This is a genomic window from Microbacterium sp. 10M-3C3 (genome assembly GCF_003931875.1).
Classification (GTDB): Bacteria; Actinomycetota; Actinomycetes; order Actinomycetales; family Microbacteriaceae; genus Microbacterium.
This window is the reverse complement of record NZ_CP034245.1, coordinates 1,337,614-1,350,249: the sequence shown is the minus strand read 5'-3', so window position 1 is coordinate 1,350,249 and position 12,636 is coordinate 1,337,614. Positions and strand designations below refer to the sequence as shown.

Genomic DNA, 12,636 nt, shown 5'->3' with positions numbered 1-12,636 from the left:
AAGAACCCCTGCCCGACACGGGGCAGGGGTTCTTGACGAGTGAGCGTCAGCCCTGGGCGGCGACCTTCTCGGTCTTGGCCTTGGCGGGACGCTTGGCGGCCGGCTTAGCCTCTTCGACCGGGGCGGGAGCGGTCGGGCGCGGGCGCGCGGCGAACTCCTCGAACACGGCGCGGGGCGTCTGGACCGCCTCGAGGTTCACGATGTCGCGCCCGAGGAAGAAGCCGCCGATCCAGTCGCCGACGACGCGGAGCTTGCGCTCCCACGTGGGCATCGCGAGGCCGTGGTAGCCGCGGTGCATGAACCACGCGATGAGACCCTTGACCGCGATCTTGCCCGACTGGAAGACCCCGTCGTACACGCCGAGACCGGCGACGGCGCCGAGGTTCTTGTGGAAGTACTCCTTGGGCTCCTCACCCCGGAGCACGGCGACGATGTTCTTCGCGAGCAGCTTGCCCTGACGCACGGCGTGCTGCGCGTTCGGCACGCAGTAGCCGCCGACGCCGCCACCCGACAGGTCGGGCACGGCCGCGACGTCACCGGCGGCCCACGCGCCCTCGACCGCTTCCTCGGCGGTGCCGACGCGCAGGTCGGGACGGGTGCGGATCCGGCCGCGCTCCTCGACGGGCAGGTCGCCGCCGCGTACGACGGTGGGGTTGGCCATGACGCCCGCGGTCCACACGATGATGTCGGTGGGGATGACCTCGCCGGTGGAGAGCTCGACGTTGCCGTCGATCGCACCGGTCACCTGGGTGTCGAGGTGCACGTAGGCGCCGCGCTTGGCGAGGTCCTTCAGCACCCACTCGCTCGTCTTCAGCGACACCTCGGGCATGATGCGCCCCATCGCCTCGATGAGGTGGAAGTGCGTCTCGTCGAACGACAGCGACGGGTACTTGTTCAGCAGCGACGACGCGAACGAGCGCAGCTCGGCGAAGACCTCGATGCCCGCGAAGCCGCCGCCGACGACGACGACCGTGAGCAGGCGCTCGCGCTCGGGTCCGGGGGGCAGCACCGACGCCTTGTCGAAGTTGGAGAGCAGGCGGTCGCGGATGGCGACGGCCTCCTCGATCGTCTTCAGGCCGATCGCGTTCTCGGCGATGCCGGGGATCGGGAAGGTGCGCGAGACGGCGCCGGCGGTGACGACGATCTGGTCGTACTCCTGCTGGTACGGCTCACCCACGATGGGCGTGATCGTGGCGACCTTGTTGGCGTGGTCGATGCCGGTGACCTTCGCCGCGACGACAGACGTCTTGTCGAGGTGACGACGGAGCGCGACCACCGAGTGACGCGGCTCGATCGAGCCGGCGGCGACCTCGGGGAGGAACGGCTGGTACGTCATGTACGGCAGCGGGTCGACGATCGTGACTTCGGCCTCGCCGCGGCGCAGGTGCTTCTCGAGCTTCCACGCGGTGTAGAAGCCGGCGTAGCCGCCGCCGACGATGAGGATTCGGGGCACGGTGGTGGTCACGGTGGGACGCACTCCTCAGATGGATGGAGAACTCGGCGAGCGAGACTCGCGGGCCGAACGGATTCGCCGGGCAGCAGCGGTGAGGCCGAGCACCACCATTATAGCGGCCACCGTGAGGGCGACGAGCGGAACCGTGCCGTACCGAAGCGTCTCGGCGCTGGGCAGCAGCGGGCTGCCGGCCGCCGACGGGCCGTCCGCGGCAGGCAGCGGAGCGATCTCGGCAGGTCCGGCCGTCGGCGCGGGCGCGGGCGCCGCATCGGCCCGCCGGTAGAGCCGGATCCACTCCGCGAGGTCGCCCATGGGGTTGCTCGAGATCGACGGCACGGTCGCCGACACGGCGGCCGCCGCATCCACGAGACCGTACCCGTAGAGCACGTCGGGCCGCTGCGTCGCGCCTGCCGGCGGCCTGGCAGTGCTGATGAGGCGGTTGAGGACATTGTTCGCGTCGAGCTCGGGATGCGCCGACCGCACGAGCGCGGCGATGCCGGCGACGATGGGCGCGGCACCGCTCGTGCCGTTCCACTGCACGAGCGCACCGTCGGCCGAGACGCCGATGAGCCGCTCGCTCGGCGCAGAGACGCCGATCGTGATGCCCTGCGTGGACGCCTCCACGCTCGCAACGCCGTCGGGGTCGACACCGCCGACGGTGAGGACGCCGGGGATGGTCGCGGGGGCGCCGACGCGTGTCGTGCCGCTGCCGCGGTTGCCCGCGGCCACGACGATGACGACGTCCTTCTCGAAGGCATACGAGAACGCGTCGTCCCACGACGGGTCCCACTCGAGCGTGTTGGTCGTCAGCGACATGTTGATGACCTTGGCCCCGGCGTCGACCGACCACCGGATGGCATCGGCGATCTGGTCGCTCACCGGCACCTTCTCGCCCTCGATGTCGATCGACACCGACAGCAGCTCCGCCTCGGGGGCGACGCCGACCATGCCGCGCCCGTCCGCCGAGCCGCGCGCGCCGGCGAGGGAGGCCACCCAGCTGCCGTGGTTGCTCTCGGAGCCCGTGCCCACCGGCGTGCGGCCGTCGGGCGCGCCGCGCTCGGACACATCGGTGCCGCCGACGACGCCGGCGAACTCCGGCGGCGTGCGCCCCACGCCGGTGTCGATGACGGCGATCTTGACGCCCGCGCCGCGCGTGGTCTGCCAGGCCTGGCGGATGCCGTACTGGTCGAGCCAGTACTCCCCCGCGCGCACGGGGTCGGTCGGGTCCTCCGCGACCGGCGGAGGCGGCGAGGCGGCGCCAGCCAGCAGCACCGTCAGTGCGATCGCGACGGATGCCGCGACCACGCGCCTCATCCCGTCGCCCCGGGGTTCGCGCAGGTGCAGCGGCTCGGCGACCAGTCGGCACGCGCGAGCGCCCGGTCGCCGATGGGATTCACGCCGGGACCGGCGGCGAGCGCGTGCCCGGCCAGAGCGTGCAGGCACTTCACGCGCGTCGGCATGCCGCCCGCGGAGATGCCCGCGATCTCGTCGGGCTCGCCGTACGCCGCGCGGTCGCGCAGGTACGCCTCGTGTGCGCGTCGATAGGCGGCCTGCAGCTCCTCGTCCTCGGCGAGCTCGTCGGTGAACTCACGCATGACATGCCCGGCCTCCAGGGCCGACATGGCCGCGGTCGCACCGGGGTGGGTGAGGTAGTAGAACGTCGGGAAGGGCGACCCGTCGGAGAGCCGCGGGGACGTCGCGACGACCGTCGGATTGCCGCACACGCAGCGCGCGGCGATGCCGACGACGTCGCGGGCGGGACGGCCGAGCTGCTCGCGCAGCACCGACAGATCGGCCTCGGTCGCGGGCGGCAGGGGCGGCGTGCTCATCCGTGCCAGGGTACCGGTGTTGCCTGGGCGGACGGTCGGCGCGGGGCGGATGCGGCGGGATCTGCCGCATCCGGCGGTGCCTCGGCCGCGCGCCGAGCGGAGGAGATCCGGCCGCGGGAGGGCGGATTCGACTCTTCGGTCCTCCCTTCGGCGGATCTCCTCCGGATGGTTCGCGCGGGCGAGGATCGCGCGACCTCCTACGGGACGGGGTGGCGCCATCGACGGGGGTCGAGGGGTCGAGCGGCGCGAGGGTTCGGTCCAGGTGCCCAACGGAGCACCTCTACAAATGTCCGTAGTCCTCCAGATCCTGCCAAGCCTGGAGTCGCTTCCAGGCGCGGCGGCCAAAGGAGTAACGGTCAAGCCACAACGCTACGTCGGCAATCGACCGCTCCTTGGCCGCTACTGAAAGCAGAAACGCTTCGGCTTCGTCGATCGTCGGGCCATCGAAGATAAGGTCGTTCCCCTCGATGAAGACGGTTGCGCACAGAAACGACGTCCGCTTGTTCCCGTCCCTAAAATATTGTGTTGTTGCAAACCCGTGGAGGTAGGCCGCCGCCTTATCGACAACGCGTGGGAAGAGGTCAGCTCCCTCCCATGTGGCTTGTGGTCGTAGGGCCACGGACCGGACGCCATTCCGGTCGCGTACCCCCGCGCCCTGCCCGCAGAACCGCTCATTTATAAGGCAGATGGTCTCGAAATCGAGATATCTGACGATCATTCGAGCCGGCGCATCAATTCCGAATAACTCCGAGCCAACTTTGACGCCCGAGCAACCGCCTCGTTCTTTGGAATCGTCGCGAACGATCCATCCCGAGTCGAAGCGATCCGTCTCGGCGCGTCGTCCCGATGCTTACGCTTGCTGTCGCTCGCCACATCACCAAGCTAGCTCAGGTCCACACGAAGCGGATGTGGCGCACCGAAAGAACTACTCTGCTCGGCTCCGTGGCGTTGCTCACACTCTCGCAAGCCGTCGAAGGGTCTTTCGATACTCAGCGATGAACGCATCGATCGGGCGCTTGTCTAGTCCATAGAACGCTGCCGAATCGATCCCAAACTCGTCCGAAAGCTGTAGTTCGCGTCGCAACTCCTTGATCCGGTTGCGAGCGACTTGGCGTCCTTCTCCCCCATAGGGCAAGTTGACGCGGCGGGTCTCCACCTTGCGGCGTGATCCGAGTAAGGATCGTTGCGTCACGGCAACTTGCCGTTCCACGATCGCTCGGCCGCCGCGGTTACTGGTGATGTGCACCGAGCAGTCGAAGGTAGCGAGTCGACGTCGCAACTCCGCAAACGTAATGACCCGCTCCCCGGCTTCGATTGCACGACTGTGCTGCAGAAGCCATTGCGCCATCAGTTGCAGCTCGACGTCGCTCTTATCGCCCGTGTACTTGTCCGCCCCAAGCTTGTGCCCTGCCACTCGGACTGTCCACCTGAAGAGTTCGTCCTGCGAGGAGGTTAGGACCAACCCGTTCTCATCCATAAACGAAAGCATTGAGACAAGCGCTGTTCGCTTGTTCCCGTTATAGAAGGGGTGATTGTGAATCACGGAGTGAACCAACGCTGCGGCCGCCATCTCGATCGTTGGATACTTGCGATAGCCGCCGAGCCCAGTGCCGGGTCTCCCAGCGGCGCTCTCCAGTAGCTCTCGGCTCCTAACACCCGCCGGCGCGATGGGATCTGCAGTGTCTCGAAAATCCTGAGCGATCTGATGGTGGATCTGCTCGATCTCATCTGCGCTTAGATAGCGCATGTCGTCTCGCATATGTCCAACGTCTCGCCATTGCATTGGACTGCGCGGCGATGTGGAGGAGGGTACCTCGCCCGCACCTCGGCGCTCTGCGCGGCTGACCGCGTTGGAGCGCATTGCCCTCTCGAACCGCGCGAGCGCACCCTTCGGCAGGCGCCGCGCGTTTGGACCAATGGTCACCCCGTGTTGGCCGGCCCATGTCTGAAGTTCGACGCGGCTCATTCCAAGTGTTCTCGACCAGTAATCAACGAGGAGACGATCTTTGAGCGAGGCTACGCCGCACGCTTCATACGCCTTCTGATGATCCCCCGGTCGAATGAGCGCATCAGGCGAGGTTGGGTAGTCGACCCCACTGTCCCAAAGCATTAGGAGGACATCGTCAACTTCAAGGCCTAGGTCACGCGCCAGCGCTGCGGGAGTAACAGTCTTCTTTGCCATGGAGTTCCTAGTGAGCGTCTGCATCACACGCAGGCAGTCCTCATCCGTTCATCCTTGCGCACGGTTGCGACAATCATCGGCGTACGCGCAATGAGTGTCGTGCCAGGTTCGGACGCGCCTACGGTTGCTTCCGAGCAGTTCACCTCGGCAGGCGTTTGACGCACCTCTTGGGACTCCCTCCGGGGCGAGGCAGCTCACTCCTGCATTCGCGACACTTGGAGCGGAGGGTCGGCTTCTCCGTGCGTCTCCACTTCACCTGCGCGCCTCAGCGGAGGACATCCGGTCACGGGAGGACGCGTCCAGCCGCTCGGGTTCTCCCCTCGGCGGATCTCCTCCGGATGGTCCGCGAGCGCGGAGGGCCGCGCGGCCTGCTACGGCGCGGGAGTGGTGCCGTCGACGGGGGTCGAGGGGTCGAGCGGCGCGAGGGGGTCGACGGGGGCGGCGGTCTGCGCGAGACCCGCGGTCGCGACCGAGCGGACGAGCTGCGACATCCAGTCGGTGCGCGTCTGGGCGACCTCGTCGCTCACGGGCGCGGCATCCTGCGGGGCCTGCGCGTCGGGCAGGTCGTCGTCGACGAGGTACACGACCTCGCCGGGCGTGACGTAGTACAGCCGCTCGCGCGCCTGCGTGGTGATGTAGGCGGGATCGGTCCAGCGCTTCTGCTGCTCCTCGAGGTCGTCGACCTCGCTCTGGCTCACGGCCACCGCGTGCTGGAGCGCGGCGATCTGCTGACGCTGGTCGAGGTACGTGCCGACGGTCGGGACGAGCACGAAGGCGGCGAGCACCACGAGCCCGAGCATGATGACCATGAAGCCCGACAGGCGCACGCCGCCGAGCCACCCGCGCACATCGACGCGCGCCGCGCCCGTCTGCGCGGGCCGCGCGGACGTGCGAGAGGGGGGAACCGTCGGTCTGGCCACGGCTCCCCCCTCTCGTCTCGCGTCGGATGCGCCTTACGCGGTGAACCGCGGGAAGGCCGAGCGGCCCGCGAACTCCGCCGCGTCGCCCAGCTCCTCCTCGATGCGCAGAAGCTGATTGTATTTCGCGATGCGCTCGCTGCGAGCGGGCGCGCCGGTCTTGATCTGACCCGCGTTCACGGCGACCGCGAGGTCGGCGATCGTGGTGTCCTCGGTCTCGCCGGAGCGGTGCGACAGCATCGAGGCGTAGCCCGAGCGCGTCGCCAGGGCGATGGCGTCGAGCGTCTCCGAGAGCGTGCCGATCTGGTTCACCTTCACCAGCAGCGCATTCGCGACGCCCTTCTTGATGCCCTCCGCCAAGCGCGTGGGGTTGGTGACGAACAGGTCGTCGCCCACGAGCTGCACCTTCGTGCCGATCGCGTCTGTGAGCTTCTTCCAGCCGTCCCAGTCGTCTTCGGCGAGCGCGTCCTCGATCGTGACGATCGGGTAGTCGGCGACCAGGCCCGTGAAGTAGGAGATGAGCTCGTCGACGCTCCACGCCTTGCCCTCGACGGTGTACACGCCGTCGGCGAAGAACTCGGTCGCGGCGACGTCGAGGCCCACGGCGATGTCGCGGCCGGGAGTGAAGCCGGCCTTCTCGATCGCCTTCATGAGGAAGTCGAGGCCCTCGCGGTTGCTGGGGAGGTCGGGGGCGAAGCCGCCCTCGTCGCCGAGGCCGGTCGCGAAGCCGGCGGCCTTCAGCTCGCCCTTGAGGACGTGGTAGACCTCGGTGCCCCAGCGCAGCGACTCGCCATAGGTGTCGGCGCCGATGGGCGCGAGGAAGAACTCCTGGAAGTCGATGCCGTTGTCGGCGTGCTCGCCGCCGTTGATGACGTTGAACAGCGGCACGGGCAGGAGGTGGGCGTTGGGTCCGCCGAGGTAGCGGAACAGCGGCAGGTCGGCGCTGTCGGCGGCGGCCTTTGCGACGGCGAGGCTGACGCCGAGGATCGCGTTCGCGCCGGTGCGCGACTTGTTCTCGGTGCCGTCGGTCTCGATGAGGATCTCGTCGATGATGCGCTGCTCGCTCGCTTCGACGCCCTCGATCGCCGGGCCGAGCTCGTCCACGACGGCCGCGACGGCTTTCAGCACGCCTTTCCCGCCGTAGCGGCCCTTGTCGCCGTCGCGCAGCTCGTACGCCTCGAAGGCGCCGGTGGAGGCTCCGGAGGGCACCGCGGCGCGCTGGACGATACCGTCGTCCAGCAGCACCTCCACCTCCACGGTCGGGTTTCCGCGCGAGTCCAGGATCTCGCGCGCGTTGACGGCCTCGATAAGTGCCACGAAGGACTCCCTAAAGGTTCGGGGTGAGGTTTGTGCGGAGCGTCGTCGGTCCGCGTCGAGTCTAGTGATCTGCCGCCGGCGGCGAAGGAGCAGCATCCGCGACGGCGTCGGTGAGCAGCGCGATGGCGATGCCGTCCCAGCCCTTGCGGTCGACGGTCTGCAGCGCGGTGGCGTCGAAGCGCGGGTCGGATGCCAGCATTTCGAGACCGCGGCGCACCCCGTCCACCTGCGGATTGCCGGTGTCGGCCCGCGCCACCTCGCCCGAGCGGCCGATGTTGTCGACCACGACGACGGTGCCGGGGCGACCGAGCCGGGCGGCCCAGTCGAGGTAGACCGTGTTCGACTCCTTGTCGGCGTCGATGAAGACGAGGTCGAACGGCTCGTCGCCCGCGAGCGTCGGGAGGACGTCGGCGGCGCGCCCCTCGCGCACCTCGACCCGACCGGCCAGCCCCGCGCGGGCGATGCTCTCGCGGGCGACGGCGGCGTGCCGGGGCTCCGCTTCGATCGAGATCACCACGCCGCCGGGCGCGAGCGCGCGAGCGAGCCAGATGGTCGAGTACCCGCCGAGCGTGCCGACCTCCAGGATGCGGCGGGCGCGGGCCACGCGCGCGAGGAGGTGGAGGAGCTTACCGGCCGCGGGGGCGACCTCGATCGCGGGCAGTCCTGCGGCCTCCTGCGCAGCCACGGCCGCTTCGAGGTCGGGATCGCGGCCGACGAGCGTGTCGGCGAGGTAGGAATCGAGGGCCCGGTAGGACGTCGGCGTCAGCTCGGCCATGCCGCCAGCCTCGCGGGCGGTGGCGGCGGGGTCAAGCACCGCCGCCGCCGCGCCCGGCGGCAGCGCCGTTGCCGGCGGGCGCCGCCCGCAGCGCGTCGAGAGCGACGGGCACGAGCATCGCTGCCGTCCGGCGGTATCCGAGCGCGCTCGGGTGGAACCGGTCGAGGCTGAACATCTCCTCCGGAGCCGACAGGAACATCGGCCCGACCGTGTCGCGCAGCGACACGACCCGCGCGCCGGCGGCGGCCGCCGCATCCGCCTGCGCCTCGGCCAGGCGCCGAGACGCCGCCGACGCCAGCCGCCGCAGCGGCTGCGGCACCGCGCGGAGGGCGCCGAGATCGGGGCACGTGGCGACGACGACCGCCGCGCCGCGCTGCCGCAGCCGCCCGACCGCCGCGGAGAGGTGGGCGACGGCGGTGGCGACGGGGATGCGGTGGGTCACGTCGTTGCCGCCGACCACGACCAGCGCGACATCGGGCGCGTAGGCGCCGGGCAGGGCGTCGAGCTGGCCTGCGAGCTGCGACGACTCCGCACCCACGACGGCGGCGGTGCGCAGCCGCACCGGCCGTCCGAGCGCATCGGCGAGGCCCTTCGCGACGCGCGCGCCGAGCGTGTCCTTGCGTCGGTGCGCGCCGAGTCCTGCGGCGATCGAGTCTCCCACCACGAGCAGCTCCAGCGGCGCCCCGGGCAGGCTCCGCCGCCACACGCGATCGGCGTCGAGCGCGTCCTCGCCGAGCGGCTTGCCGATGCGACGGCGGGCGATCGCCGCCTGACGCCGCAGCAGCGCGCCGAGCCCCCACGCGCTCCCCGCCACGAGCAGGGCGGCGGATGCGGCGACGCGCACCGCGCGGAGACGGGCCATGCCGCGATCCCACCCCGGACGGGTGAACCGCGGGTGAACCCCGTCAGCCGAGCGGGCGCAGCTCGAGCGCGTCGGCCGCGGTGCCGGGAGACACGGCGGCGAACGCGGTGTAGCCGTCGGCGGCGGCCCGATCCAGCAGCGCTTTGAGGTTCTTGGTACGGGCCTCGAGCCGCACGCGGCGGCCGCCCGCGACGAGCGCTGCCTTGAGGGCGACGAGCTCGGCCGGGGGAATGTCGCGGTCGTGCACGAGCACGACGGCATCCGCGGCGCCGTCGGCCTCGGTGGCGACGAGGTCGACGATGCGCTCGAAGCCGATCGAGAAGCCCACGGCCGGCACGTCCTGCCCGAGGAAGCGCCCGATCATGCCGTCGTAGCGACCGCCACCGCCCAGCGAGTACGACACGGACGGGTGCGCGAGCTCGAAGATCGTGCCCGTGTAGTAGCCCATGCCGCGCACGAGGAACGGGTCGAAGACCAGCGGCACCGCTCCGCCGCGCGCGGCTGCGACGGCGGCGCCGAGCGCGGCGAGGTGATCCACGACGGCCGGGTCGACGGCGTCCGGCAGCGCCGCGCGCACGACGTCGGCGTCGAGGCCCGCGCCCTCGGCGGCGGGACGGCTCAGGAACGCCTCGAAGGCGGCGACGGCGTCGGACGAGGCGCCTCGCTCTCGGAGCTCCGCGACGACGCCGTCGGGCCCGATCTTGTCGAGCTTGTCGATCGTGATGAGCACGCCCGGCCGCTCCGCCTCGGCGAAGCCGAATGCCGCGAGGATGCCGTCCAGCGCCCGTCGGTCGTTGACGCGCACCGATGCGCCAGCGAGCCCGAGGGCGTCGACGGCGTCGAGAGTCGCGACGATGAGCTCCGCCTCGGCGCGCACCGACGCGTCGCCGATGATGTCGATGTCGCACTGCACGAACTGTCGGTAGCGGCCCTTCTGCGGCCGCTCGGCGCGCCACACCGGCGCGATCTGGATCGCGCGGAAGACGGTCGGCAGCTCCGCACGGTGGGTCGCGTAGAAGCGCGCGAGCGGCACCGTGAGGTCGTAGCGCAGGCCGAGGTCGGTGAGCGCGGCGGGGTCATCTGCTGCCGCTCGGATGTCGTCGGCCGTCAGCCCGCGCTTGAGGACGTTGAACGCGAGCTTCTCGTTGTCGCCGCCGATGCCGGCGTGCAGCCGCGGGTACTCCTCCATGACCGGCGTCTCGATCTCGTCGAAGCCGTGGGCGCGGTAGCGGTCGCGGATGACGCCCAGCACGCGCTCGCGGCGGGCCTTGTCGGCGGGCAGGAAGTCGCGCATGCCGCGCGGAGGGGTGACGGAGGGCACGTGTCTATTCTTCCAGCCCGGATGCGGCGCCTTCGGCCGCGCGCACGTCGGCGGTCAGCATCCGCAGCCGCTCTCGCAGCGCCCGTTCGGCGTCCCAGCCGCGCTCCCGCGCGGTGGCGACGAGGGCGAGGAGCGCGTCGCCGAGCTCGGCCTCGCTCGCCGGCGCGTGCGAAGCCGGCAGCGCGCCGGCGGCTGCCCCGACCTCGGCGCGCTCTGCCGCCGCAGCCACGCCGACCTGCGCGGCCTTGCCGACGAGCTTCTGCGCGAGCGCGAGCGAGGGCATGTGCGCCGAGACGCCGTCGAGGACGCTCGTGCGCGCGCGCTTCTCGGCGGCCTTGGCCGCGTTCCAGTGGACGAGCACCTCCTCGGGCGTCGTGGCGACGGCGTCGCCGAAGACGTGCGGGTGACGGCGCACCATCTTCTCGGTGAGACCGCGCGCGACGTCGTCGATATCGAACGGGTCGTCGGCGTCGCGGGAGGCGATCTCCGCGTGGAACAGCACCTGCCACAGCAGGTCGCCGAGCTCTTCACGAAGGTCGTCGCGCGAGCCGTCCTCGACCGCGTCGACGAGCTCGGCGCTCTCCTCGAGGAGGTAGGGCACGAGCGCCCGGTGGTCGATCGCCTGCGACCACACGCACCGGTCGCGCACGGCGCGCATCGTGTCGGCGGCGGCGCGCAGCGCGTCGGCGCCGCCGTCCGTCACGACGGGCTCGCCGCGCCGGTGCGGGGGTCGGCCTGCGGCGTCTTCCGGTAATGCCATGCCCGCCACGATACGAGGATCACCGCCAGCACGAGCGAGATGGCGGAACCGCCGAGCACGCCCAGCGTCGTCTGGTCACGGATCTCGGGGTGGTCGGCGAAGGCGAGCTCGGACAGCAGCAGCGACACGGTGAAGCCGATGCCGCCGAGCGACCCGGCCGTGACGAGGTCGGCCAGCGGCAGTCGCGGCCCGTCGCCGCCGGCCACGCGCTGCGCGATCCAGCCGGCGAAGGTGATCCCGACCACCTTCCCGGCCGGCAGCGCGATGAGCACGCCCCACAGACCCGGCGACAGCTCCGACGCCGACACCGTCGGGACCGCGACGAGGGCGGCGGCGAACGCGAACAGCGGCAGCACGATCGCGTTGACCCACGGCTCGAGCACGTGCCGGGCCACGAGCGCGGGCTGCTGCGCCATCGCGAGGCCGAGCGCGACGCCGGCGATCGTGGAGTGGACGCCCGAGAGGTACACGAGCACCCACGTCGCGACGCCGAGTACGACGAGCGCGACGATGAGGGCGCGGTGCCCGCGTCCGCCGAGCTGGCGGCTCAGGACGGCGAACACCGCGACGCACGCCAGGGCGGCGAGCAGGAGCGGCAGCTGCACGTCGGCGGTGAACAGCACGGCGATGAAGACGATCCCGACGATGTCGTCGAGGATCGCCAGTGCCAGCAGGAAGACGCGGATGCGGGACGGCAGGCCGCGTCCGAACACCGCGAGCACCCCGAGCGCGAACGCGATGTCGGTCGCCGTGGGGATCGGCCATCCGCGCGCCGCATCCGACCCGCCCGCGATCGCCGCGAAGACCGCGATCGGCACGAGAACGCCGCCGGCCGCGGCGATCGCGGGGCGCAGCGCATGGCGCGCGGAGTTGAGCTGGCCGGAGGTGAGCTCGTACTGAAGCTCGACGGCCACCACGAAGAAGAACAGCGCGAGCAGGCCGTCGGCGATCCAGTGCTCGACCGACAGCGCGAAGACGCCCGGGACGCCCACCTCGGCGTGCATGACGGCGTCCACGGAGGCACCGAGCGGGGAATTCGCCACGACGAGGCCGACGGCCGCGGCGGCGAGCAGGACGGCGGCGGGGAAACGGGCGGAACGCAGCAGGGACACGGGCGGCCTCCGGGGTCGACGGACGGACGCCGACCAGGCTTCCCGGCACACCAGAGCGTCCATCGTAACGTGAGGCCGCACACCGCCCCGTGTCACGGCGGCGAAACG

At 70.9% G+C, this 12,636-nt stretch carries 12 protein-coding genes; all 12 read right to left on the bottom strand.

What is annotated here, in order from left to right; genetic code table 11:
- Positions 1-46 precede the first annotated feature (46 nt).
- The 12 genes from EI169_RS06405 to EI169_RS06350 all read right to left on the bottom strand — a co-directional run bounded on the left by EI169_RS06405 (position 47) and on the right by EI169_RS06350 (position 12,528).
- Complete coding sequence (locus EI169_RS06405) at positions 47-1,453, bottom strand: FAD-dependent oxidoreductase (protein ID WP_125133354.1); 1,407 nt, start codon at positions 1,451-1,453, stop codon at positions 47-49.
- Between the two features lie 27 nt (positions 1,454-1,480).
- Positions 1,481-2,767 carry a S8 family serine peptidase gene (locus EI169_RS06400; RefSeq protein ID WP_125131591.1) on the bottom strand — a complete coding sequence of 429 codons (1,287 nt, stop codon included), beginning with the start codon at positions 2,765-2,767 and terminating at the stop codon, positions 1,481-1,483.
- Entirely contained in the window at positions 2,764-3,282 is a 519-nt protein-coding gene (locus EI169_RS06395) for a DUF501 domain-containing protein (protein WP_125131590.1), read from the bottom strand. The genes EI169_RS06400 and EI169_RS06395 overlap by 4 nt, the downstream gene beginning before the upstream one ends.
- Before the next feature lie 280 nt (positions 3,283-3,562).
- Positions 3,563-4,000 carry a Fic family protein gene (locus EI169_RS06390; protein WP_125131589.1) on the bottom strand — a complete coding sequence of 146 codons (438 nt, stop codon included), beginning with the start codon at positions 3,998-4,000 and terminating at the stop codon, positions 3,563-3,565.
- Between the two features lie 234 nt (positions 4,001-4,234).
- Positions 4,235-5,464, bottom strand: coding sequence for a type II toxin-antitoxin system death-on-curing family toxin (locus EI169_RS06385; protein ID WP_164515453.1), 1,230 nt, complete (start codon positions 5,462-5,464; stop codon positions 4,235-4,237).
- A 371-nt stretch (positions 5,465-5,835) separates the two neighbouring features.
- On the bottom strand, positions 5,836-6,384 hold the full coding sequence (locus EI169_RS06380; protein ID WP_240640690.1) for a septum formation initiator family protein: 549 nt from the start codon (positions 6,382-6,384) through the stop codon (positions 5,836-5,838).
- A 33-nt stretch (positions 6,385-6,417) separates the two neighbouring features.
- On the bottom strand, positions 6,418-7,698 hold the full coding sequence (gene eno / locus EI169_RS06375; RefSeq protein WP_125131587.1) for a phosphopyruvate hydratase: 1,281 nt from the start codon (positions 7,696-7,698) through the stop codon (positions 6,418-6,420).
- A gap of 61 nt (positions 7,699-7,759) precedes the next feature.
- Positions 7,760-8,473, bottom strand: coding sequence for an O-methyltransferase (locus EI169_RS06370; protein ID WP_125131586.1), 714 nt, complete (start codon positions 8,471-8,473; stop codon positions 7,760-7,762).
- Between the two features lie 31 nt (positions 8,474-8,504).
- Positions 8,505-9,335 (bottom strand): SGNH/GDSL hydrolase family protein, encoded by an 831-nt coding sequence (locus EI169_RS06365; protein WP_125131585.1) that lies wholly within the window; start codon positions 9,333-9,335, stop codon positions 8,505-8,507.
- Between the two features lie 43 nt (positions 9,336-9,378).
- Entirely contained in the window at positions 9,379-10,629 is a 1,251-nt protein-coding gene (hisS, locus tag EI169_RS06360; protein ID WP_240640722.1) for a histidine--tRNA ligase, read from the bottom strand.
- Between the two features lie 31 nt (positions 10,630-10,660).
- On the bottom strand, positions 10,661-11,314 hold the full coding sequence (locus EI169_RS06355; RefSeq protein WP_240640721.1) for a MazG family protein: 654 nt from the start codon (positions 11,312-11,314) through the stop codon (positions 10,661-10,663).
- 41 nt (positions 11,315-11,355) lie between these two features.
- Positions 11,356-12,528 carry a Na+/H+ antiporter NhaA gene (locus EI169_RS06350; protein WP_125131582.1) on the bottom strand — a complete coding sequence of 391 codons (1,173 nt, stop codon included), beginning with the start codon at positions 12,526-12,528 and terminating at the stop codon, positions 11,356-11,358.
- Positions 12,529-12,636 lie beyond the last annotated feature (108 nt).